Raw genomic sequence first — 23073 nt, forward strand, 5'->3', positions numbered from 1 at the left:
GACAATTCGTCAATGTGTCAATTAAATTAATCCCATTAAATGTGTTCCGTAGCCACTTTTTAGCAATGGTTCTGCTAACTTTTTAAGTTGATTGGCATCTATAAAACCCATTTTAAAAGCCGCTTCTTCGATAGCTCCAATTTTTAAACCTTGACGTTCTTCAATTACTTGAACAAACTGACTTGCTTGCATTAACGATTGAAACGTTCCGGTGTCTAACCAAGCTGTTCCTCTATCTAAAATACTAACTTTCAAATTTCCACGGTTTAAGTATTCTTTATTAACGTCTGTTATTTCTAATTCACCCCGTGGACTTGGTTTTATGTTTGCTGCGATTTCTAAAACGCTATTGTCATAAAAATAAATTCCGGGAACAGCATAATTCGATTTTGGCTTTGCCGGTTTTTCTTCTATTGAAAGTACTTTCCCATGGCTATCAAAATCAACCACACCATAACGTTCCGGATCGTGCACGTGATAAGCATAAATAATCCCTCCATTTGGATTGTTATTGGCTTGAAGAAGTTCTGCCAAACCGGTTCCGTAAAAAATATTATCTCCTAAGATTAAGGCTACCTTATCGTTGCCCACAAATTCTTTTCCTATAATAAAAGCCTCAGCCAATCCGTTGGGGTGTTCTTGAACCGCATATTCAAATCGGCATCCCAACTTTGTTCCATCTCCCAAAAGTTGGCGAAACAAAGGCAAATCATGTGGTGTAGATATTATTAATATCTCATGAATTCCGGCCCACATCAAGGTGGACAATGGATAATAAATCATGGGCTTGTCGTAAATAGGCATTAATTGCTTACTCACAGCCAATGTCAACGGATGTAATCGCGTACCGGAACCTCCGGCTAAAATAATTCCTTTCATGAAATTATTGGTTTTTTAAGGATTGTATTTTATAAAATCGCATCAAATTTCCGCCTAAAATAAATAAGAATATAAACAAGAATGGAAGTACAAATTTCAATTTTCCGTTTACCCCTTTGGTTTCTTTTTGATTAATTATAAAACTAATATCGCGTACTACTTTGCTTAAATTCACCAAATCTAAACGTAAATTCCCTTGTTCGCGAATCAAAAGATCTTTGGTTTTTATAATCTCATTTAATTGCGTGTTCTCATTAAAATAAACCAACTTATCTCCTGTATTGGAATTCATTTTGTTTTTAAACTGATTCAAAACCCCGTTAATTTGAGAAATTATAGAATCGTTTTCATTCATTTTTACTTGAATGTTTTGCAAAGACTCTTTTTGAATTTGTTTAAAATAATCCGATTCGTTTAAGAAATTAAGTATAGGTTCAACTGTTTGATCCTTTGAAGAAAGTTTTGAAGTCGTAAAAGTCAAGGTATGAAATGGATAGTTTTTACTGGTTATTTTACCTTCTATTATTTTGTCTATATTTCCATCTTCTGCCATTAATTTTAACAAGTCAAAATTTTCTACTTTGTTGTCTACAAACTTGTAAACATCAATAATGGGTTCAATTTTTATTTCACCTAATTTTTTGGGTTCTTTAATTCCAATCTCCTTTAAAAATATGGTGTCATTTTCTTTGATTTTAGATTGCAACAAATCAATTTGGGCGTAAACAAAATCGGTACTACCAAAATTGGGCAACACTATCATCTGATGGTTATAGGTTTTTACTTTTTTGTCTAGAAAAAATCCTATAGCGGCTCCTACAACAAAAAGCAACCCCAATACTACCGCATTTCTTTTCAAAAACAATATGAATTTGAAAATACTATTCAAAAATCGGTCATACAATCCGCTCACTTTTTGAGCTAACTGACCTAAGTCTATTTCTTGATTATCAGTATTGGGTGATGTGTTTGAACTCATATGAATTTAGTTAATATTAAAAATTTGTTCTAAAATTTTGATGGTAATCAAATAAGTAGGTTTTACACCAGTGGTGCCTAATCCTCCGGAGGCTAATGTGCTTCCGGTTTCTAAAGGGTTATCTGAGGCATAATAGGCATAACGTACTTTTACGTTTTCGGGTATGCTTTTTCTAATTTTGGAGGCCGATTGAATGGCTTTTTGGTAATAGGCTCCTTCCATTTCCAGTCCAATTACACCCCAAGTTGATTCATGGAAAAATTTCAATAAATCTTTGTTTTGTAATGAAGTTCCTAAAACGGTAACCATTGGGCCGGCAAAAACGGGAATATCATTACCCATTAACATGGCGGCTGTTAACTCGTTTTCAAAAGGATAGTTATCACCGGTTCCTTCATTGATATGAGCCGACGGAATCATGATATCTCCTTTTCCGCCTTGCAAAATTCCGGCTTTACCCATTATAGAAACCGACTCAACTTCTAAAAAGGTCTGTTTGGACTTGCCCTCTTTATAAGGTTTTAATAATTCGTCAATCGTTTCATAAGCTTGTTCGCCAAAAGCATAGTCCATTACAATTAATACCGGTTTTTGTCCGTTAAAGGTTGCTTTAGAAAAATTAGTTTTGGCAAAATCTATTTTCGCTGTATCAAAAACTTGTACATCAATATTGGTCCCCGAAGTATCCAACAAAGAAATCATTCCGTTTTTTAATGCAAATTCCTCAACTTTGCTACGCAAATCATTGGCTCCTGATTTGCTTAACTCTTCATAAATAAAAAAATCGGGTTTGTCTTTATATTTAGATTTTAGAACTTGAGTAGCAAATAAAGAATTCATTACACTGTGCATATTGGCACTAATAATGTGAATGGGTCTATTCAACAAACCGTTTTCTTTTAATACATCTTTAATTCGGGTAGCCCAAAATTCTCCATGTATATGATGCCCTAAGCGTTCTCTTAAAATAGGACTAAATGTAATTGTCCGTTTAGTATTGTCTACAACTTCTTCGATAGCCAATTTCCCCAACCAATAGATAATGTGTAAAAAACGATCCGGCTTTTCTGATGTTCCAAATGCATCATAAATATCAATAATTTCAGAAAAACTTCTTCCTAAAACATTTGAAGCATGAGAAATTGCTTTTTCTTTATCTATTTGAGACAATTTTTTTCCTTGTAACACATAATGTTCCACTTTTTTCCAATCGCGAGTTACTTCAAAATGGTTTTCATCCAATAAAACGCGATCTTTAATTTTATGCGATTCGATAAAAATAAAAGTCAAATGTGTTAATATGTCATAAATATCCGAACGTCCACGCGTAATTTCTACATTCATTTGTTCTTCATCAATGCGGTAGCAATTACGTCTTCTTTTAGGAGGAACGATGGCTTGAAAATGCGATTTAGAGTACCCTTCATCCGAAGTTAAATTGATGTATCTACACTCCTCAATTCCAACCGGAAGGCGTTCAATAACATACAACAAACCGTTGAGTTCTACTTTTTCCTCGGCAATAGAACCATAAATTTCGGGGCGTAATTGCAGTAACGCTTCCCGCAATGTCTCACCGGATACCCCCATGGGCTTATAAAATCCTCGGTTAAACAAATGACGCATAGTAATGTATAATCGCTCTATAGCCGCAGAAGATTCTTGAGCTCTGGAACGAGATATGTTTTTAATTTCTTTCATTTATTTCTGTTTTCTAACCTACAAAGGTAGTTTTTTTATTTTTAGTCGTGTAAATTTAGGAATCTTACTGCATGTTCTGCTTTTTTAGTCTATCAAATTTAACTTTACGGCCAATTCTACAGTTCCGTAAGATCGACGCAATGAATCGTCTTTATTTAAAACCATAAGATTTTTTCCGCCCGGAAAAAACCCCACTATTGAAGGCTCATATCTCATTCCTTTTTTTCGTCCTTTTTCACCTTGAACGGTGTAAATGTATTCGAATTTATTTTGCTCCAATTTTAAATATTCAAATCCTATAATCATACCATTCTCCGGAATTTTAATTTGATAAACCGAAAGATCAACCCGATTTAATCGGGTTCCCTTTTGTACGGTTATCAATATTTCATCTGTTACCATGTCGCCCAAAGGAATACCTTCGGCATTTACGTCATAAAAACGCAATCGCATGATTACATTTTTTAACTGTGAACGGGTTTTGAATTCAATAGACTCTAAGTATGGGTGCTTTCTTATTTTTTCATGCGGTTGTATCCATTTACCCCAAATATGAACTTCGTCTTGTCCGGTATTGGTTACTCCCGAATTGAGATTTATTCCCGAAAAATCGCCATGGCTTACCCTGTTTTTCCCTTTTCTTTTTTCTAAAACCACTTCTTGTAGTTCGTAAATTTTGGGTTGCAACCAAATGGTCTGACTTTGTGAAGCAGAAATTTTTTTGGTTTCATAACCCAAAGATGAAAAAACCAGAAATTGATGGGGTGCTGCTTTCAAATAAAAGGTTCCATCTATTTCTGAATTGGTTCCTAAATCTCCATTTTCTATCCAAATATTTACATACGGAATGGGTTTTCCTGTTGTGCTGTCTTTCACGGTGCCGGAAATTTGGGCAGAAAGGGTTGAAATGGTGAATAAAAGAAAAAGTAGTAGTTTGGTTTTGATCATTTTTTTGCTTTTTGCCTGTGATGCAGGAGATTGCTTCGCCAGTTCGCTGACGCTCGTGCCTTATTTCGACTTCGTCATCTTACAGAATGACAAAAAAGCACTTTATAAACTTTTTAATTTATCTGCAATTGCACGGTCGTTACACAACCGAGGCAATTTGTTTTGTCCTCCCAATTTTCCAATGGACTTCATGTAATCCTGAAAACCGTTCTGAGCCACATTGGTTATAACCAATGTTCGCAACACTTTTCCTTCAATCAAATCATTATAATATGTATTTTGTTTACGCATAGCATTGTCGATTTTTAAGGCAAACAATTCCGTGTTTTCGGGTTCGTTTTCAAATTCAATGAACCATTCATGATAAGGCAATCCGGATTCTGGAGTAATTTGTGGAGCAACAGTAAACTCATTTACTCGAACAGTTGTGCCATCCATCGCTTCTTTTAAAGCCTGTTCTACTTCTTTTCCTATCACATGTTCGCCAAAAGCCGAAATGAAATGTTTGATTCTGCCGGAAACAATCACACGATACGGTTTTAAGGAAGTAAACTGAACTGTATCTCCAATATTATAGGCCCAAAGTCCGGCATTGGTAGAGATAATTAGTGCATAATTTACCCCTAATTCTACTTCTCCAATTGTATATCGTTTGGGATTTTCGGTAAAAAACTCGTCAGCTTTGATAAATTCATAAAACATACCGGCATTTAGCAAGAGCAACATGCCTTTTTCGTTTGGCTTGTCTTGATAGGCAAAAAACCCTTCGGAAGCCGGAAACAATTCAACCGAATCGACTTTACGACCGATTAAATTTTCAAATTTAGCTCGATACGGTTCAAAATTTACCCCGCCATACACATACAAACTGAAATTTTGGAACAACTCGCCCACTTTCTTTCCTGACTTTTCCTGAAGTTTTTCAAAATACATTTGCACCCATGCCGGAATTCCGGAAATTACCGTCATATCTTCTTTAATCGTTTCGTTAACAATTGCATTTACTTTGGTTTCCCAATCGTCTATGCAATTGGTTTCCCAAGATGGCATACGATTTTTAAGTAAGTATTTCGGTACATAATGAGCTACGATACCGGAAAGTCTCCCAAGTTTAATTCCGTTTTTTTCTTCTAAAATGGGACTTCCTTGCAAAAAAATCATTTTCCCTTTCACAAAATCGGCATTTCCGGTTTCATAAATATAACTCAGTAATGCGTTTCGAGCCGCTTGTATATGAAATGGAATTGATTCTTTGGTAAGGGGAATATATTTGGCACCGGATGTTGTTCCCGATGTTTTGGCAAAATAAATGGGTTTGCCCTTCCATAAAATGTTGGGTTTTCCTTGTACAACCAAATCAACATAGGGACGTAACGCTTCATAATCACGAACCGGAACCTTTGCTGCAAAATCTTGAACCGTTTTGATTTGATCAAAATGATGCTCTTTGCCAAATTGGGTTTGAGATGCTTCCTTAATCAACCTTTTAAAAACCTTTTGTTGGGTTTCTTCTGGTTTTGAAGCCCATTTTTGAGTTTCTCTATTTACTTTTTGGGCTAAAAGTTTAGCAGCTAAAACTTTAATTCGCATAATTTCCTATTCAAAATCAATAAATTGAGTGGGGTCAATGGTGAATCCATCTTTCCAAAGTTCAAAGTGTAAATGCACCCCGGTTGATTCTTTTCCGGTAGATCCGGCCAAAGCTATTACTTCTCCCGTTCGTACCACATCGCCTTGCGTTTTGGTTAAACTGGCCGCATGTTTGTAAACCGATAAAATTCCTTCCCGATGTTTGATAATAATAACATTTCCGGTATTGGGTGTCCAATCGGCAAACACAACCGTGCCATTGGCAACCGATTTTATAGGGGTATCTTTGGCCACGGCGATGTCTACCGCAAAGTGTTTATTTTTGGCATTGTAGCTATCGGTGATACTTCCTTTTACCGGAGGAAACAAAACCAAACTTATTTTGGCTTGAGCTTTTTCAAAAAGATTATACTTGTCTTCCAATGCTACTTGTTCTCTTAATTTCTTTTCTTCTTCCGAAGGATTCAATTTGTACTTCGAAGGATCGGGAACTTCTTTTGCTAATATTGAATCTTTATTAAAATGAGCATATTCCAAATCTCCGGTTAAGATTTTTTTAATAGATTCTATGTATAACTCGTTTTTTTTAACTTCCAAAGCTAAAGAATCTGATTTTACTGCTAAAATAGTAGCATCCTTTTTCAATTTATTCGAAGCGTAACCCGGAATAAATTCTCGCAAAGGTGTAAAAGCGATAATATAAGTCGTGATTGAAATAAGAAGAATAGCCGAAACGGTAACTACCACAAAAACATTCATCAAGTTGAGTTTTAAAGAAAAAATCTCTTCAAATGTATCTTCATTTAAAACCACCAAACGATTTTTGGTAAATAACTTTTTTTTGAGTCGTTGCCTTTTCAGACGTTTTTCTGACATGTTTTTATAATTTATACACAAATATAGGAATTAAAGCTTCTGTAAAAAGCGTCTGATTTCTTGTTTTACACAAAGATAATGCTGTTAAACGTAGTTTTTAGTTAAGAATTGTTTAGAATCTGAACAATTACACTAAATTATTTTTACCTTTGTACCTCAATTAAAGTTTAAAACATGAATGCATTAGCTATATTTTTGGGAATTCCGGGACCTATGCAAATTGTATTGGTCATTGTGGTTTTACTTTTATTTTTTGGAGGTAAAAAAATTCCGGAATTGATGAAAGGTTTAGGAAGCGGAATTAAAGAATTTAAAAACGCTGCTAAAGAAGACCAACCGGCTGTTAAAAAAGAAGACGATACCAAAGAGTAAGTTTCATTTCTCTTTATCCCAAAACCAAACACAAGTTAAGTAATTTGTGTTTGGTTTTTTTTATAATACCATAGTCAACTGAATTCTCTTTCGCACCTCATCCACCTCAACTACTTTTACTTGAACGTGTTGATGTAATTTCACCACTTCATTTACATCCGAAACAAATCCGGCTTTGAGTTGTGAAATGTGAACCAAACCGCTTTCTTTTAATCCGATATCCACAAAACAGCCAAAAGCGGTAATGTTGTTTACAATTCCGGGTAAAATCATGCCAGTTCGCAAATCGGACATTTTTTTGACATTCGGGTCAAATTCAAAAACCTTTGCCGATGTTCTGGGGTCAAGTCCGGGTTTTTCGAGTTCTTTTAAAATGTCTTTGATTCCTAAAATTCCAATGGTTTCATTGGTGTAATTTTCGGGATTGATCAACGCTATTTTTTCTTTGTTTCCGATTAAATCGGTTAAAGATATTTTTAAATCTTTCGCCATTTTTTCCACAAGTGCATACGCTTCCGGATGTACCGCCGAATTATCCAATGGGTTTTTTCCGTTTTGAATACGAATAAAAGCCGCCGCTTGTTGAAAGGCTTTTTCGCCCAATCGCGGTACTTTTTTTAACTGTTTTCTATCTTCAAACGGACCATTTTCGGAACGGAAAGCCACAATGTTCTCGGCCATTTTTTCGCCAATTCCGGAAACATAACTCAACAACGATTTACTGGCGGTATTCAAGTTGACACCCACCGAATTCACACAACGAACGACAACCGTATCTAATTCTTCCTTTAATTTCGTTTGATCCACATCGTGTTGGTATTGCCCCACTCCGATGGATTTGGCATCAATTTTTACCAACTCAGCCAACGGGTCGGCCAATCGTCTTCCGATGGAAACTGAACCGCGTACAGTCACATCATAATTCGGAAATTCATCCCGAGCAATTTTGGAAGCCGAATAAACCGATGCTCCGGCTTCAGAAACCACAAATACTTGAACAGGCTTATCGAATGCAATTTTTTTGATGAAAAATTCAGTTTCTCGGCTGGCTGTTCCGTTTCCAATTGAAATCGCTTCAATATTGTACGCATTCACCATTGAACGAATTTTTTTCATCGCCATAGCATGTTCGTTTTGGGGCGGATGCGGATAAATGGTTTCGTTATACAACAAATCGCCTTTTTCATCCAAACAAACCACTTTACAACCCGTGCGATAGCCCGGGTCTATGGCCAGAATTCGCTTTTCTCCCAAAGGCGGAGCCAACAAAAGCTGACTCAAATTTTGGGCAAAAACTTCAATCGCTTTGGCATCCGCTTTAGTTTTAAATTCTTGAAGTGTTTCGTTGGAAATAGCCGGTTCGAGCAATCGTTTGTAACTGTCTTTTATCGCTAATTTTAATTGATGTGCCGTTTCTTTGTTATTTTTAATCGTATTATTTTCGATGAATTCGATAGCTTCTTCGGGTTCGATTTCGATATTCATTTTTACAAAACCTTCGGCTTCGGCACGCAACATGGCCAATAATCGGTGCGATGGTGCTTTCGAAAGGGGTTCGGCCCAATCAAAATACTGATTGAATTTTTGAGCGGCTTCGTCTTCTTTTTTTGATTTCACCACTTTAGTTGAAACAATGGCTTTTCGCTGAAATAAACGACGGAGATTTTTTCGAATAAACGTGTTTTCATTGATCCATTCGGCAACAATGTCTCGTGCTCCTTGTAAGGCTTCATCTTCATTAGCAACTTGATTATTCAAATATTTAGACGCAATAAATTCAATGTCATCGCTGTTTTGAGCCATGATGATTTTGGCCAACGGTTCCAATCCTTTTTCGCGAGCCACATCGGCTTTGGTTTTTTTCTTTTTCTTATAAGGAAGATAATAATCTTCTATTTCCTGTAAATCGAACGAATTTTCAATTTTCAACTTTAATTCCGCCGACAATTGTCCTTGCTCTTCAATAGCTTTTAAAATGGATTCTTTTCGCTTAACAATTTCCTCAAATTGTTTGTTGAGTTTGAAAATTTGTTCGATTTGCACTTCATCTAAATTTCCGGTTTGGTCTTTTCGGTAACGGGAAATGAAAGGGATAGTGCAGTCTTCATTTAACAGATTAATTGTGTTTTCAACTCCTTTAGTGGGAAGTTGTGTGGCGTTTTGAATATATTGGATGTTGGTCATTAGGTAATAAATTCTAAATAATTTTGTTTGTTAATTACTTCAAATGTTGCTTCCGGATAAGCTTTTGCAAAAGCAATTGGAATTTTAGATTTCTTATTTTCACTCCATTTGAATTCAAAAGCATTGATACTATCTGCTTCGGTTTCTAACCAATCTAATTCTTGTTGGTCATAGGTTCGCCAAAAATAATTATGTTTTGACATTTTTTGATAGGCTTGTTTTTTCATTCGTTCAGAGGCAAGATAATTTTCCCATAAATCGCCAACATCTGTTCGGTTATTCAACGAAGTAAAATTATTAATAATGGCATTTCGGATACCATTATCATAAAAATACCAACGGCTTGATTTGGTTATTTCTTTGCGAAGATTTCTTGAAAAACCTTCTACTTTGAACAATATAAACACTTTAGACAACAAATCTAAATAACGTTCTACCGTGTTTTTAGACATTTGCAATTGATTTCCTAACTCTTGCAACGAAACTTCTTTGCCAATTTGAAATGCAATCAATCGCAGTAAATCATAAATTTTATCTGCGTTCTTAATACCTTCAAAAATTAAAATATCTTTCAACAGATAAGCATTCACTATTTCTTTTAAATAATCTTTTTTTTCATCCCATGATTCATAATGAGTCAACTCAGGATAGCCGCCATAAAGTAATCGGGTTTCTAAATTTTCAGTAGTTTGTTTATAATTTTCAAACTGTAAAAACTCTAATTGTGCCAACGGAAATAAATACAATGTGCTTTTTCTTCCTACCAATGGTTCACCTAATTTATTGGCTAAATCAAACATAGACGAACCGGTTGCAATGACTTTTATTCCATCTATGGTATCTACTATGAATTTCAAAATCAGACCAATATCTGTAATATTCTGAGCTTCATCGATAACTAATAGGGAAATATTTTGCAATAATTTTGAATAGTTAGCCAAACTTCTCTCTTCCAACAAACGAGCGTCGTTTACGTCTTCTCCATTTAGTTGAAGTACTTTTTCATCTGCATTTTCTAAATATTTTTTTATCAGTTGCGTTTTGCCTACGCGTCTTGCTCCCAATAAAATTAATACTTTATTCGGTTTTAATTTGGATTGAAAATCAGCTAACACAGCTCTTTTATAATAATTCATTTTCAAAATTGAATTAGCATTGAAAGAACAAAGATAGTAAAAAAATGTAAATTCCGTCAGTTTGTTGACGGAATTTAGCTAAATTGAGTCAGTTGGTTGACGGAATTTACAAAAATATATAAATATCAAACAATATAAAATGAATTTAATCCATTAATTCAGTGGCATTTACCTCTAATACAGAAGCTATTTTGTTTATGGTTACTAAATTTAACTTCACTTTTCCATTTTCCAGTTTGGCATAATGACTTTGGGAACAACCAATCTGTTCTGCCACAAATTCTTGTGTAAGGTTTTTATCGTTTCTGAGTTGACGAATTTTTTGTAAGGTTTTAGAAGACATAGCATTGCATTAAAACATGAATAACTGTTTTAGGCTAATTTGTTTTGGGTTTTACAAAAGTAGAAAGAAAAAAAATGATTCCTACAAATTTTAAGTGTTAATTTTAGTCAGATTCTGACTAGGTTTATTGTTTTTAACTCCTTATATTTGGAATTATCAAGTTAATAATCAAATTTTTAAGGGTTTAAAAGTACTAACCACCCACTTGTGACACAATACAAAAAATGCCTTTCTAGTTTTTTGTAAGTACTTTTTAGAAACAAATTGTTGACTATTGAAGTTTGTTGAGCAACAATTTGAACGACCAAACAAACACAAAAAAGCAGCCTTACTTTTTTATATGTTTTCGACGACATAGTAAGACTGCAATTCATTTAATTAATGCAAATTAATGAAAAATTTTAAAAATTACCTCTTACTGATTTTTGCCGTTTTTTTTGTTGCTTGTGCCTCAGAAGAAGAAATAACATCAACAACGAGTAAAATGCCAGAGGCGGCAAAAACCCCTGAAATGACAAATTTCAGGAACTCAATGATTGAATGGTTAAAAATTAAAAACTCACCCAGTTTTAAAATAAATGTTACCGCTGAAAAAGAAGAAAAAACAAAAAATGACATCTTATTAGAGAATGCAGAGCTACTTCTAATAGCAAATGGATTAGAATCAGCTGTTGAAGCGTCAAAAAAAAGAGACGATAATGCCTCTATCATTACAATGGCATTGCAACTTTATGCTGAAAAAACCAAAATTGTAACCTCTAACTAAACAAAGACATGAAAAAAATCATTTTACTTTTAGCCTTCTTTTTAAGCATCACTAGTTTTGCTCAAAAAACAGTATATATTTTTAATTTTTCCAGCTATAACGTTCAGGTTGGAGAAATTCAAAGTAAGTCAAGTGCCACTTCTACTTATCCAAGATTTAGAACCAATTATTCAGGAGGAATTATCAATGTGCCTTCTGGTACTACTTACACGTTAGAAAACCCAAACGCCACTTATTTTCCGTTTTATTCTCCCACAAGTTTTCCAAATATTAATGCTTGGCAAAGACAGTTTACTGCCGGAGCTACATGGGCTAATTTTCTGAGTACTAACCTAAACAATGCACTTGCAGCTCCTCAAGTTTTTCATTTTATAAAATTTCAAGTTGGACCAAATGGGTCGCTAGGCGGTGGAAATTTATTTGATAATAGTACTGTTCCATTATCTGGCAATGGTTGGGAGGCTACATATGAACCAAATGGAATGCTTCCGTTGGGAGGTGCATTAATAGTTATTTATGATAATTAATCATATTAACCCCTATCAAATAATTGTTTGATAGGGGTTTAAATATTTAAAGCTATGAAAAAAAAATTATATTAGTACTTTTATTTATCTCATCATTTCTTCATGCTCAACCCAATTATTTAAAAACGTGGGCGAGCTATTTTGGTGACGAAAGCATTAAAATTGCCGATAGCGAAATGGATAGCCAAGGTAATATTTATATCGTTGGTAAAGTGCAACAAAATCAAAATGGGCAATTTAATCTAACCACACCTAATGCTCATCAAGAAGTTTTTGGCGGAGGTAACTCAGATGGATTTATTGCAAAATTTAGCATGGAAGGTAATTTACTATGGGCTACTTATTTTGGAGGAGAAAATATAGATGTAATTGAAGCAATTTCTATTGATAAATACGACAACATTTATTGCATTGGAGCGACTAACAGTGCACAGAATATAAGTACAGAAAATGCTTTCCAAACACAATTAGAAGGTTTGTCTGCTGTATTTATAGTAAAATTAAATCCATTAGGAAGCGTGTTTTGGAGTACCTATTTCGGCGGAAATATAGGAGTCGCGTTAAATAATGGTGATGTTAATAGCATATTTATTAGAAGTTCAATTATAAATGATACTGCTAATCATTTTTATATTGCCTTTCAAACATCTAGTACCAATTTAGCAACAACTGGAGTATTTCAAGAAATTAAAAACGATGCGGGTTCAGTAATAGCTAAATTTAGTGATACCGGAAATCGAGTTTGGGCAACTTATTATGGCTCAAATGCATCTTACATTGCTTCCATAGATATTGGACAAACTGGTCTTTTTTTAACAGGTTTAACTGTAGATTGCCCTCCTACTTTTACGCCCAACAATTATTTTGCTACACCTAATTGTCACCAACCTTCTCCGGGAAGTTGTAGTGATACCTTTATTACAAAATTCTCATTTGATGGACAACGCATTTGGAGCACATACTATGGTGGTACTTCAACTGAAAGAAATTTTAATAATAACTTAAAATGCAACAATGGATTTGTTTATGTTTCCGGTATGACATCAAGCAATACAAATATCACAACGCCAAATTCTTTCCAATCTACAAAAATCAATTCTACTTATACCAATTATCTTGTAAAGTTCAATGAAAACGGGGAACGAATATGGGGTAGTTACGTAGGGGAAAATAATAACTTTACAAATTTTGTTACTTATTATAATTCTGTTAGAATTAAAATATTTAGTGATACTATTTATCTTTTTGGCGGTACATTTTTGATTGAAAATATAAGTACGACTAATTCCTTTCAACCAATTATCAACAGCATCAATGATGGATATATCATCAAGTTTAATCCCGATGGGCAAAGAGAATGGGGTAGTTATTTTGGAGGAAATTTAGACGATCAAATTATGAATGTACTCTTTAAAAACGATAGCTTTTTTTTACTTGGTAGAACCCAAAGTCAATCCAGTGTTACTACTGCTGGTGCTCTTCAACCCAATTTTTTATATAATAACAGTCCTTGGGCAGCCTTGACAATTGACAATACGTTCATTGCCCGTTTTGATCCTAATCCTTTATCATTGAACGATGCCGTTATTGCGGATGTAAATTTATACCCAAACCCTAACAATGGTTCTTTTTCGATTTCATCTATTGATAAAATAGAAACGGTAGAAATAGTTGATATGTTGGGTAAACTTGTTTTTAAAAATAAAAATAATTCAAATGAATACAATATAAATGGGATTTCAAAAGGGCTTTATTTGGTAAAAGTTACATTTGATAATGATAAAGTCTTGATAAAGAAAATGATAGTGAAGTAGATTTAACGTTGAAAAAAAATATCTTCATAATACTACTTTTATCCCTCACTTCCTGTAAAATAAACGGAAGTTTTCAGGGACTTTACAGTTACTATCATTCAACAAAAAAAGCGAAACCATCGTTAATTGAAAAATATGATGCGGCGAAAGCATGTCGATTTGAAAACCCAAAAAAAGTAATTGTTATACATCATGAGGATATAAAAAATTGCTTGAAACAATACCCTAAGTCGCTCATCTATATTTGGAAACCAAAATGTAAAAGTGAATTTTGTTACGCTTTGAATATTGTACAAAATAGATGTTTACAAAATAATATCGAATTATTTGTAGTAGCGGAATATTATGATGCTGCATTAATGGATACTGATTATCTTCTAAAAAAACCGTTATTTGGAATTGATGTTGAATTCTACAACACCAATCTAACTGAAAAATACATGAATTTATTTGTTTCAGGGATAACGTCAAATCAATCAATAGAGGGAAGTTTTATTTATTTTATTGATGGAAAATATGAAAAATCATTTAAAAAAATAAATGAAATAGACGAATTATAATTCTAATCCTGCACAATAAAATCCTTCGGATCAACCTTCTGAAATTCCGGTTGAATATTCACGTGATTGATGTTGAATTTATCATAAAGCACTTCTTCAATCTCCTGCAATAAATCGTTGAATTCACTCATTTTGATGTCGGCAGCACAATCGAGATGAGCTTCTAAATGCAGTTCTTCTTCGTTTAAATGCCAAACGTGAATGTGGTGCAACTTCCCAACCCCTTTGATTTGATGTACCTCGCGAACAATTTCTTTAATGTCGATGGTATCCGGTGTAAACAACATCAACATTTTGGTGGATTTTATAAACAAATCAAAACCAACCACAATTAAATACAAGGCAATTAACAAAGTCATCACACTATCTACCCAATATATTTTATAATATTTCATCAACAAACCTCCGGTTAAAACCGCCACAGAGGCCATCATATCGGTTAACAAATGCAAATAAGCCGATTTCATATTCAAATTATGAGCGGCATCTTTACGAAGTAATAACACTGAAAAACCGTTGACGACAATTCCTAAAAGGGCTAACCAAATCACTAAGTTCGATTCAATGGGTTCAGGTTGCATCAATTTTAGTATCGCATGATAAATCAATATAAATGCCACAATAATCAATGTAGAGGCATTGATAAACGCTGCAATTAATTCGGCTCTTTTGTAACCAAATGTATGACTGATGGACGCTTTTCTTCTTGATAATTTGTGTGCCACCAAACTAAAAATCAGCGAAAGCACATCTGAAAAATTGTGCAACGCATCCGAAATTAAGGCCAAACTACCGGAAAAAATGCCGCCAATTACCTGAGCAATCGTAATCAATGTGTTCAGTAAAATCGAATAAATTAAATTATTGCCTTTTACGTTGTGTTTGTGAATTTTAGGGTTGGTGGACATTTAGGTTTTTTATTTTTAAAACCATTAAGGAATTAAGAAACATTAAGAAACTAAAACTTTATGAACCTTAATTTCTTAATGGTTCAAACTATTACGAACAACTTATTTTATTCACTCTATTCTGATGTCTTCCGCCTTCAAAATCGGTTTTCAAAAACGTATCCACCATTTCCACCGCTTGCGGAATCGAAGTAAATCGAGCCGGAATACTAATAATATTGGCATCGTTATGTTGTCTGGCCAAAGCCGCTATTTCTTTCGTCCAACACAAAGCAGCTCTAATGCCTTGATGTTTGTTTACCGTCATAGCTATTCCGTTTCCGCTGCCGCAAATGACGATACCTAAATCGGCTATTCCTGTCTCAACATCGATGGCTACGGGATGACCAAAATCGGGATAATCCACGCTATCAGTGGTGTTGGTTCCGTGATTGATGACTTCGTGGCCATTTTTTTCTAAAAAATCAACGATGGCTTTTTTATAATCCGGGCCGGCGTGATCGTTTCCTATGGATATTTTCATTTTAGTTGTGTTGTTATTTTTATCTTTACAAAAATAATCAAATTCAATCAGGTTAGGATGAAATTTAACGGTCAGGTTTGTTCGTTTGATGATAATGTTTTGTATTGGGAATTACACATCCCTATTCCGGAAAATGTTTTTTCAACTTTAGTTGAGTTATCCAAAGACAAACGTGTTGTTTGTACCTTAAATAAAGATTTTTCTTTTCATTGTGCGATGTTGCCTAAAGGAACCTTTCATTATATTTTATTGAATAGAGCAATCTGCAAAAAACTGAATCTACATTTGAATGATGAAGTGGAAGTAGAATTAGTAAAAGACGAAAGTAAATACGGTATGCCGCTTTCTGAGGAAATGCAAGAAGTTTTGTTCAGCGACCCGGAAGGAAGTCATTTGTTTCATCAACTCACACCCGGCAAACAAAGAACGTTAATTCATGTAGTGAATAAATACAAAAGTTCACAACTTCGGATTGAAAAATCATTCGTAATTTTAGAGCATTTGAAAAATCGAAAAGGGGTTTTGGACTTTAAAGGGTTGAATGAAGATTTTAAGCGTTTTAAAAATAAATTTTAATAGTGGCCCCGAATTCACGAATTCTACAAATTAGAAGAAATAATTGATGAATTCGTGTCAAACAAAAATAAATGAAAAAATACGATTACATCATTCTGGGTTCCGGTTTATCTGGTTTGCTCACCGCATATCGAATGGCGAATGATACTTGGTTTGATGACAAATCGATTTTAATCATCGACAAAGAAACCAAAAACCAAAACGACCGAACCTGGTGTTTTTGGGAAGAACCCAACGGCGAATTTGATGCTATTTTATCCAAAACCTGGGAAAAAGCATTCATAGGAAATCAGGATTTTCAACAATCATTTTCCATGCATCCTTATTTGTATAAAATGATTCGAAGTAGTGATTTTTACAAATTGGTATTCGATACTATTTCGGCTAAATCTAATTTTACTTTTATAAATGATGAAATTTTAAATTGGAAAACGATTGGAAATTCGGTCGATATCACTGGAAAAAATCGAATCTATTGCGGAAGTTTTTTATTGAATAGTTTTTTTGATGTCAATCCGCTTCTCAACCAAAATAAATATCCGTATTTAAAACAACATTTTATTGGTTGGTTCATCAAAACCAAAGAGGAAATTTTTGATGATTCGGAAGTAAAATTTATGGATTTTACGATTGAACAAAACGGAAATACCCGATTTATGTATGTTTTGCCGACTTCAAAAAGCGAAGCTTTATTTGAATATACATTGTTTTCAGAAGATATATTAGAAAAAGTTGAATACGAAACAGCCATTCAAAATTATCTTCAAAATCTTGGAATAAAAGAGTATGAAATTGTTGAAAAAGAAGCCGGAAACATTCCGATGACGTGTTTTCCTTTTCACAAACAAAACTCAAAAAGGATTTTATTCATCGGAACGGCAGGTGGTTGGACAAAAGCAAGCACCGGTTTTACGTTTTTCAACAGTAAAAAACAATCTAAAAAATTGGTGGAATTTCTAAAAACCAATCAAAACCTAACCCAATTTCATCAAAAAAATAGATACTGGTTGTACGATTTAATTTTGTTGGAAGTTTTACATCAAAATAACGAATTAGGAGCTCAACTTTTTGGAACGCTTTTTCAAAAAAATCCCATTCAAAATATCTTTACATTTTTAAACGAAGAAGGATCTATTTTCTCCGATTTAAAAGTGATGTTAACCTTACCCAAATGGCTTTTTATTAAGGCTACTTTTCGAGCTTTGTGGAAATTGGTGTGACTGTTTTCCGTTATCTGTAAATGGTTGACTGACAACGGATAACCGATAACAGACAACTGTAGCAAACCTTAAATCTTTCCATTGTTAACAGCATTTCATAATTGCTTGATATTCAGATAACATTAAATTAACATGGATTGTTAATAAATTCAGATAGAATTTTAGAAGTATTTTAAAGAAGTAAAGAAATTTTTTCTAAACAAAAATTGAAATGAAAAAATCAACTTTAGTTTTGATTTTTTACTTTAAAATTATCAACTTTTTCAACTCGGTTTTCAACAGTTTTTTACAACAAACTTATTCAGAATTACAATTCAAAAATGAATGTTAACAACTGTTAACAAAAACAAAAAAAACAGTCATTTTCAAGTTTTTAAATTCCCAAAAAGGTGTTGATAATTTTGTAAAACTAATTGAAACTGCATTTCAAATTATTTATCAAAAAAGTTTTTCTACAAATTAACACACTATAATAACCATCATAAAATTAAAATTAATTTAAAATTTCTTTTTGATGTTTTTAAAGAATGTTGAAAACTATTTAGATTTTTAGGTAATGGGTGAAGGGTAATTGGTAAAAGGTTTTAGATTTCTTAAATTTTAAAAATCCGTGTTCTTTTGATTTTTGGATAGAAGTTTGAAGAATTTATTTCTTTTAAGTTTGGAAAATCCGATTAAATCTGCGTTTAGCGTAGCTAATCCGTTCCGATAGCTATCGGGATCCGCGTTCCATTGATTATAAAGATTTCTCAAATTTTTATAATCTGTGTTCTTAATTTTTAAAAAGAATAATTCTTTGCTTTTCGAGTTTTCTGTGAGAAATAGCTATTCTACAATCCGAAGATGATTGTCTAAATTATCTAAGATATTTCGAACCAGTTCTTCATCATTGCGATGTACTTTTAATTTAATTCCACCATACGCAATACTTGCAAAAGGATCAATTGAAACAATCGTTTCATTTTCAAAAAAATAAGGAATTCCTTCATTTTCTAAAATGGATTTTAAAACCGCAATTTCAGAGGGTAAATTGAAAATCGCTATGGTTACAAAGTCTTTCATTTTGCAAATTTTTATAAAGATACAAAAGTTATATTTTCAATAAATCTACTTTCTAAATTCTATTTTCTGCTATCTTATTCGTAATTTTCAGCATTATTAGAAAAGAACTATGAGTAAGAAACCCAAAAAATTAGGTAAAAAGAACAAAGATTTTACCGCACAGATTTTTAAAATTTTATCCAAAGAACCGAATAAATCATTCAATTACAAACAAATAGCTGCTGTTTTAGAATTAACGGATACTAAAAGTAGAAATGAAATTATCCGTGATTTAAAAATTTTAAAAGCACAGGATAAAATACATGAAACTGAAATTGGAAAGTATCAAATGGTTTCCAAAGCCGAATATTACGAAGGAACTATCGATATGACTTCCCGAAAAACCGGTTATTTTATGTGTGATGAATTGGAAGATGATGTATTTATTCCATTTATTAACCTCAATCACGCCTTGGATGGAGATAAAGTAAAAGCCTATATCTACAACCGAAGAAGCTCTCGCCGACCCGAAGCTGAAGTATTGGAAATTTTGGAACGAGCTAAAACAGAATTTGTGGGAGTAATTGATATTCAAAAGAATTTTGCGTTTGTCACAACTGCCAATGCTAAAATGTATACGGATATTTTCATCCCAAAAAATAAAATAGGTGATGCGGAACATGGTGATGTAGTTTTAGTAAAAATGGAAGATTGGCCCAAAAAAGCCGATAGTCCGTTTGGTTCAGTGATTAAAGTGTTAGGAAAACCCGGAGAGCACAATACCGAAATTCACGCCATTTTAGCCGAATATGGTTTGCCGTATGATTTCCCGATTGAAGTGGAAGCTTACGCAAATAAAATTGATACTTCAGTTACTGAAGAAGAGATTGCCAAACGTCGCGATATGCGAAAAACATTAACGTTTACGATTGATCCAAAAGATGCCAAAGATTTTGATGATGCGTTATCGTTTGAAAAATTAGACAATGGAAATTATGAAATAGGCATTCACATTGCCGATGTTTCGCATTATTTGCAAGAAGGAACCATTTTGGACGATGAAGCTTATAAACGAGCTACATCGGTTTATCTAGTAGATCGTGTGGTTCCGATGCTTCCGGAGGTGTTGAGCAACGATGCTTGTTCGCTAAATCCACACGAAGATAAATTTACCTTCTCTGCCGTTTTTGAAGTTTCACCTAAAGCAGAGGTAATCAATCAATGGTTTGGAAGAACGGTGATTTATTCGGATCAGCGATTTGCATATGAAGAAGCTCAATACATTATAGAAACTAAAAAAGAGGTAATTCCGGCTGAAATTTCGTTAACCGGAAAAGATTATAAAGTAGATGAAAAAGTGGTAGAAGCTACTTTAAAATTGGATGAATTAGCTAAAATTTTACGTCAAAAGCGAATGGCAAACGGAGCAATATCCTTTGATAAAGTAGAAGTAAAATTCAATTTGAATGAACAGGCAGAACCGGTTGGTGTTTTCTTTAAAATATCTAAAGATGCCAATCATTTAATTGAAGAATTCATGTTACTGGCCAATCGAAAAGTAGCAGAATTCATCGGAAAGCAAAAGAAAACCTTTGTTTACCGAATTCACGATGAGCCGAATGAAGATAAATTAATCAATTTACAAACGGTAATTTCAAAATTTGGATATAAAATAAACTTCAAATCCAAACAAGATATTTCGAAATCGTTGAATAATTTATTGAATGAAGTAAACGGTAAAAAAGAGCAAAATTTAGTTGATACATTGACCATACGAAGTATGAGTAAAGCCGTTTATTCTACCGAAAATATTGGTCATTACGGATTAGCGTTTGATTATTATTCGCATTTTACCTCGCCTATTCGTCGTTATCCGGATGTGATGGTGCATCGTTTGTTGCAGTATTATTTGGATGGCGGAAAATCGGTTTCGGCAGAAGTGTACGAAGAAAAATGTGCTCATTCGTCTGATATGGAAAATTTGGCCGCTCAAGCCGAACGAGATAGCATCAAATACATGCAAGTGAAATACATGCAAGACCACAAAGATCAGGAATTTTTAGGTGTAATTTCCGGGGTTACTGAATGGGGAATTTATGTAGAAATCATCGAAAATAAATGCGAAGGAATGGTGAGAATCCGAGAAATTCGCGAAGATTACTATGTATTTGATGAAAAACAATATGCGTTAGTAGGTGAAGTTTCTAAAAGTATTTTACAATTAGGTGACGAAGTTTATGTTAAAGTTAAAAATGCTGATTTAGTGAAGAAACAATTGGATTTTCATTTTATTAGAAGAAAAGAATAATTGTTGAACTACAAAAAGCTGTAAATAATTGAACCATACCAGTTGTTTAAGTTTCACATTCTAGAACTTAAATGAATTATAGGGATGAAAAAATTGTTTTATTCTAACTGCTTAAATCTGTAAAATGGTATCATTTTTGAAGTTGTATGACTTTTAAAATTCTCAAATCATGAAAAAAATCATTTTATTATTTATACTAGCTACTTCTCCTTTTTTTGCTCAAAATATAACTAAGAATCCGGGCGACTTTACAACCGTAAAAATATTTGACAGAATTTCGGCTCAGCTCATTCCATCAACAGAAAATAAAGTAGAAATCAAAGGTTCTAGAGCAGCAGAAGTGGAAGTAGTGAATAACAATGGCGATTTAAAAATAAGAATGCCGTTTCCAAAACTTTTAAAAGGCGAAGAAATTGAAGTAACCGTTTATTATAAAAAATTGGAAGGTGTGGAAGCTAGTGAAGGTTCTTATGTTATTTCAGAAAAACCAATAAAAGCCATTAATTTTAATTTAAATGCCAAAGAAGGAGCCGAAATCAGAATAGCTTTAGAAGTTAAAAAAGCAACGATAAAAGCTACTTCCGGAGGAAAATTAAGAATTACCGGAACTACTGCCAATCAGGATATTATACTTTCATCCGGTGCTGAATTACAGGCTAAAAACTTCCAATCTGAACAAACTACCATTTCCTTGAATGCCGGTGGAAATGCCACTATTTTTGCTACAGAATTTGTAGATGCTAAAGTAAGAGCCGGAGGTGATATTTACATTTACGGCAGTCCAAAACAAATCAATCAAAAAACCGTTTTAGGGGGTTCAATTAAAGAAATGAACTAAGAAATGTATTAATTTGAATATTAAATTTTAAATTAGCATTTGTAAAGTTTGGGTTAAACTTGAAACCTGAAACTTGAAACCTGAAACAAACATTCATGCTTAACGATATTTTAGCTGCTATTCCGTGGGGAATTCTTTTGGCTTTTACCATTGGTCCTGTGTTTTTTGTACTGATAGAAACCAGTATTACCAAAGGTTTTAAAGCCGCTATGACGTTTGATTTTGGGGTTGTTTTTGGAGATTTGGTTTTTATACTCATTGCTTATTTCAGTACTAACCAATTGTTGGAAAAACTCAAAGACGATCCGAGTTTATTCATTTTTGGTGGGGTTATCATGTTTTTTTACGGAATTATATCTTTTATTAAGGAGAAAAAAAACAAGAAAAAAAATTTAAATCCCGAGTTCACAACCGATACGATTCCAAAAAACAATTATTTGGGTTTATTCTTCAAAGGTTTTTTACTCAATTTCATCAACATTGGTGTGTTGGGTTTTTGGGTAGGAATCATCATCGTTTTTGGTCCGCAAATGGATATGAATCCTAATCGAATTGTCCTTTTTATGTCGGTAATTCTTATAACTTACCTCATTACTGATATTATCAAAATCATTTTAGCCAAACAACTTAAAAATCGTTTAACGCCTTATATTATTTATAAAATCAAACGGGTTATCAGTGTAATTTTAATGATTTTTGGATTCTTTTTAATCATTCAAGGTTTTTTTCCTGAGGAAAAGGAAATGATTAAGGAGAAGTTGGAGAAGATGAAGGAGTGATTTTTTTACCCTTTGTCATTTCGAAGATAGGAGAAATGACACTGTTAACTAAAATTTTTAAAAAAAAGAGCTACTTTTCAGCAACTCTTTCAGAGGCATCGCCCTCCCGATAGCTATCAGGATAACCGGGGTAGACGGTTTTGCGTTATTTTTAATTAATTTTTTCTAAAAATTTACAATAAAAAAAACCTCCAAGTTTCCTTGA

Annotated in this window: 22 protein-coding genes; 10 read left to right on the forward strand and 12 right to left on the reverse strand. The window is 33.4% G+C overall.

Annotated elements, in window-relative coordinates; genetic code table 11:
- Window positions 1-21: 21 nt before the first annotated feature.
- The 6 genes from rfbA to V7M80_RS01445 form a co-directional block, all read right to left on the reverse strand.
- Window positions 22-879, reverse strand: coding sequence for a glucose-1-phosphate thymidylyltransferase RfbA (gene rfbA / locus V7M80_RS01420; protein WP_333693498.1), 858 nt, complete (start codon window positions 877-879; stop codon window positions 22-24).
- A 4-nt stretch (window positions 880-883) separates the two neighbouring features.
- The gene (locus V7M80_RS01425) at window positions 884-1858 is read right to left on the reverse strand and encodes a hypothetical protein (RefSeq protein WP_333693500.1); all 975 of its coding nucleotides are present in this window, start codon (window positions 1856-1858) and stop codon (window positions 884-886) included.
- A 6-nt stretch (window positions 1859-1864) separates the two neighbouring features.
- Complete coding sequence (locus V7M80_RS01430) at window positions 1865-3559, reverse strand: DUF6909 family protein (RefSeq protein ID WP_333693501.1); 1695 nt, start codon at window positions 3557-3559, stop codon at window positions 1865-1867.
- Window positions 3560-3643: 84 nt separating this feature from the next.
- Window positions 3644-4507 (reverse strand): carboxypeptidase-like regulatory domain-containing protein, encoded by an 864-nt coding sequence (locus V7M80_RS01435; RefSeq protein ID WP_333693502.1) that lies wholly within the window; start codon window positions 4505-4507, stop codon window positions 3644-3646.
- A gap of 102 nt (window positions 4508-4609) precedes the next feature.
- On the reverse strand, window positions 4610-6097 hold the full coding sequence (locus V7M80_RS01440; RefSeq protein ID WP_333693503.1) for a GH3 auxin-responsive promoter family protein: 1488 nt from the start codon (window positions 6095-6097) through the stop codon (window positions 4610-4612).
- Window positions 6098-6103: 6 nt separating this feature from the next.
- Window positions 6104-6973: a M23 family metallopeptidase gene (locus tag V7M80_RS01445; RefSeq protein WP_333693504.1), complete on the reverse strand. Its 870-nt coding sequence runs from the start codon at window positions 6971-6973 to the stop codon at window positions 6104-6106.
- A gap of 174 nt (window positions 6974-7147) precedes the next feature.
- Here V7M80_RS01445 and V7M80_RS01450 point away from each other — a divergent pair, with 174 nt between their 5' ends.
- Complete coding sequence (locus V7M80_RS01450) at window positions 7148-7345, forward strand: Sec-independent protein translocase subunit TatA/TatB (protein WP_333693505.1); 198 nt, start codon at window positions 7148-7150, stop codon at window positions 7343-7345.
- 60 nt (window positions 7346-7405) lie between these two features.
- On the opposite strand, the gene V7M80_RS01455 is transcribed toward V7M80_RS01450, so the two are convergent.
- The 3 genes from V7M80_RS01455 to V7M80_RS01465 form a co-directional block, all read right to left on the reverse strand.
- A complete protein-coding gene (locus V7M80_RS01455) occupies window positions 7406-9529 on the reverse strand; it encodes a Tex family protein (protein WP_333693506.1) in 2124 nt (707 codons plus the stop codon).
- Window positions 9529-10665: an ATP-binding protein gene (locus tag V7M80_RS01460; protein WP_333693508.1), complete on the reverse strand. Its 1137-nt coding sequence runs from the start codon at window positions 10663-10665 to the stop codon at window positions 9529-9531. Before V7M80_RS01460 ends, V7M80_RS01455 begins: the two co-directional genes overlap by 1 nt.
- A 145-nt stretch (window positions 10666-10810) precedes the next feature.
- Complete coding sequence (locus tag V7M80_RS01465; RefSeq protein ID WP_333693510.1) at window positions 10811-11008, reverse strand: helix-turn-helix domain-containing protein; 198 nt, start codon at window positions 11006-11008, stop codon at window positions 10811-10813.
- A gap of 391 nt (window positions 11009-11399) precedes the next feature.
- Between V7M80_RS01465 and V7M80_RS01470 the strand changes: the two genes are divergently transcribed.
- The 4 genes from V7M80_RS01470 to V7M80_RS01485 all read left to right on the forward strand — a co-directional run bounded on the left by V7M80_RS01470 (window position 11400) and on the right by V7M80_RS01485 (window position 14675).
- Window positions 11400-11774, forward strand: coding sequence for a hypothetical protein (locus V7M80_RS01470; RefSeq protein WP_333693512.1), 375 nt, complete (start codon window positions 11400-11402; stop codon window positions 11772-11774).
- Window positions 11775-11782: 8 nt separating this feature from the next.
- Window positions 11783-12301 carry a hypothetical protein gene (locus tag V7M80_RS01475; protein ID WP_333693514.1) on the forward strand — a complete coding sequence of 173 codons (519 nt, stop codon included), beginning with the start codon at window positions 11783-11785 and terminating at the stop codon, window positions 12299-12301.
- Between the two features lie 176 nt (window positions 12302-12477).
- Window positions 12478-14115, forward strand: coding sequence for a T9SS type A sorting domain-containing protein (locus V7M80_RS01480; RefSeq protein WP_333693515.1), 1638 nt, complete (start codon window positions 12478-12480; stop codon window positions 14113-14115).
- Window positions 14116-14123: 8 nt separating this feature from the next.
- The gene (locus tag V7M80_RS01485) at window positions 14124-14675 is read left to right on the forward strand and encodes a hypothetical protein (protein ID WP_026709801.1); all 552 of its coding nucleotides are present in this window, start codon (window positions 14124-14126) and stop codon (window positions 14673-14675) included.
- A gap of 2 nt (window positions 14676-14677) precedes the next feature.
- On the opposite strand, the gene V7M80_RS01490 is transcribed toward V7M80_RS01485, so the two are convergent.
- Together V7M80_RS01490 and rpiB are read right to left on the reverse strand one after the other, a co-directional pair.
- Window positions 14678-15583 (reverse strand): cation diffusion facilitator family transporter, encoded by a 906-nt coding sequence (locus V7M80_RS01490; protein WP_333693519.1) that lies wholly within the window; start codon window positions 15581-15583, stop codon window positions 14678-14680.
- A 91-nt stretch (window positions 15584-15674) separates the two neighbouring features.
- Window positions 15675-16106: a ribose 5-phosphate isomerase B gene (gene rpiB / locus V7M80_RS01495; RefSeq protein ID WP_333693520.1), complete on the reverse strand. Its 432-nt coding sequence runs from the start codon at window positions 16104-16106 to the stop codon at window positions 15675-15677.
- Between the two features lie 57 nt (window positions 16107-16163).
- Here rpiB and V7M80_RS01500 point away from each other — a divergent pair, with 57 nt between their 5' ends.
- Together V7M80_RS01500 and V7M80_RS01505 are read left to right on the forward strand one after the other, a co-directional pair.
- Window positions 16164-16682 carry a DUF1905 domain-containing protein gene (locus V7M80_RS01500; protein ID WP_333693521.1) on the forward strand — a complete coding sequence of 173 codons (519 nt, stop codon included), beginning with the start codon at window positions 16164-16166 and terminating at the stop codon, window positions 16680-16682.
- A gap of 71 nt (window positions 16683-16753) precedes the next feature.
- Complete coding sequence (locus tag V7M80_RS01505; RefSeq protein ID WP_333693522.1) at window positions 16754-17902, forward strand: lycopene cyclase family protein; 1149 nt, start codon at window positions 16754-16756, stop codon at window positions 17900-17902.
- A gap of 825 nt (window positions 17903-18727) precedes the next feature.
- Here V7M80_RS01505 and V7M80_RS01510 read toward each other — a convergent pair.
- Complete coding sequence (locus V7M80_RS01510; RefSeq protein WP_333693523.1) at window positions 18728-18964, reverse strand: DUF2007 domain-containing protein; 237 nt, start codon at window positions 18962-18964, stop codon at window positions 18728-18730.
- Window positions 18965-19073: 109 nt separating this feature from the next.
- Between V7M80_RS01510 and rnr the strand changes: the two genes are divergently transcribed.
- The 3 genes from rnr to V7M80_RS01525 all read left to right on the forward strand — a co-directional run bounded on the left by rnr (window position 19074) and on the right by V7M80_RS01525 (window position 22868).
- Window positions 19074-21251, forward strand: a complete 2178-nt coding sequence (rnr, locus tag V7M80_RS01515; RefSeq protein WP_333693525.1) for a ribonuclease R — start codon at window positions 19074-19076, stop codon at window positions 21249-21251.
- 169 nt (window positions 21252-21420) lie between these two features.
- On the forward strand, window positions 21421-22089 hold the full coding sequence (locus tag V7M80_RS01520) for a head GIN domain-containing protein (protein WP_333693526.1): 669 nt from the start codon (window positions 21421-21423) through the stop codon (window positions 22087-22089).
- 95 nt (window positions 22090-22184) lie between these two features.
- Window positions 22185-22868, forward strand: coding sequence for a LysE family translocator (locus V7M80_RS01525; RefSeq protein ID WP_333693528.1), 684 nt, complete (start codon window positions 22185-22187; stop codon window positions 22866-22868).
- The last annotated feature ends 205 nt before the right edge of the window (window positions 22869-23073 follow it).

Origin of the sequence: Flavobacterium sp., from assembly GCF_036759525.1 — a bacterium.
Lineage (GTDB): Bacteria > Bacteroidota > Bacteroidia > Flavobacteriales > Flavobacteriaceae > Flavobacterium.

Coding starts and splice junctions, on each gene's coding strand:
- rfbA (WP_333693498.1), bottom strand. CDS start 879: ATGAAAGGAATTATTTTAGCCGGAGGTTCCGGTACGCGATTACATCCG.
- V7M80_RS01425 (WP_333693500.1), bottom strand. CDS start 1,858: ATGAGTTCAAACACATCACCCAATACTGATAATCAAGAAATAGACTTA.
- V7M80_RS01430 (WP_333693501.1), bottom strand. CDS start 3,559: ATGAAAGAAATTAAAAACATATCTCGTTCCAGAGCTCAAGAATCTTCT.
- V7M80_RS01435 (WP_333693502.1), bottom strand. CDS start 4,507: ATGATCAAAACCAAACTACTACTTTTTCTTTTATTCACCATTTCAACC.
- V7M80_RS01440 (WP_333693503.1), bottom strand. CDS start 6,097: ATGCGAATTAAAGTTTTAGCTGCTAAACTTTTAGCCCAAAAAGTAAAT.
- V7M80_RS01445 (WP_333693504.1), bottom strand. CDS start 6,973: ATGTCAGAAAAACGTCTGAAAAGGCAACGACTCAAAAAAAAGTTATTT.
- V7M80_RS01450 (WP_333693505.1), top strand. CDS start 7,148: ATGAATGCATTAGCTATATTTTTGGGAATTCCGGGACCTATGCAAATT.
- V7M80_RS01455 (WP_333693506.1), bottom strand. CDS start 9,529: ATGACCAACATCCAATATATTCAAAACGCCACACAACTTCCCACTAAA.
- V7M80_RS01460 (WP_333693508.1), bottom strand. CDS start 10,665: ATGAATTATTATAAAAGAGCTGTGTTAGCTGATTTTCAATCCAAATTA.
- V7M80_RS01465 (WP_333693510.1), bottom strand. CDS start 11,008: ATGTCTTCTAAAACCTTACAAAAAATTCGTCAACTCAGAAACGATAAA.
- V7M80_RS01470 (WP_333693512.1), top strand. CDS start 11,400: ATGAAAAATTTTAAAAATTACCTCTTACTGATTTTTGCCGTTTTTTTT.
- V7M80_RS01475 (WP_333693514.1), top strand. CDS start 11,783: ATGAAAAAAATCATTTTACTTTTAGCCTTCTTTTTAAGCATCACTAGT.
- V7M80_RS01480 (WP_333693515.1), top strand. CDS start 12,478: ATGGATAGCCAAGGTAATATTTATATCGTTGGTAAAGTGCAACAAAAT.
- V7M80_RS01490 (WP_333693519.1), bottom strand. CDS start 15,583: ATGTCCACCAACCCTAAAATTCACAAACACAACGTAAAAGGCAATAAT.
- rpiB (WP_333693520.1), bottom strand. CDS start 16,106: ATGAAAATATCCATAGGAAACGATCACGCCGGCCCGGATTATAAAAAA.
- V7M80_RS01500 (WP_333693521.1), top strand. CDS start 16,164: ATGAAATTTAACGGTCAGGTTTGTTCGTTTGATGATAATGTTTTGTAT.
- V7M80_RS01505 (WP_333693522.1), top strand. CDS start 16,754: ATGAAAAAATACGATTACATCATTCTGGGTTCCGGTTTATCTGGTTTG.
- V7M80_RS01510 (WP_333693523.1), bottom strand. CDS start 18,964: ATGAAAGACTTTGTAACCATAGCGATTTTCAATTTACCCTCTGAAATT.
- rnr (WP_333693525.1), top strand. CDS start 19,074: ATGAGTAAGAAACCCAAAAAATTAGGTAAAAAGAACAAAGATTTTACC.
- V7M80_RS01520 (WP_333693526.1), top strand. CDS start 21,421: ATGAAAAAAATCATTTTATTATTTATACTAGCTACTTCTCCTTTTTTT.
- V7M80_RS01525 (WP_333693528.1), top strand. CDS start 22,185: ATGCTTAACGATATTTTAGCTGCTATTCCGTGGGGAATTCTTTTGGCT.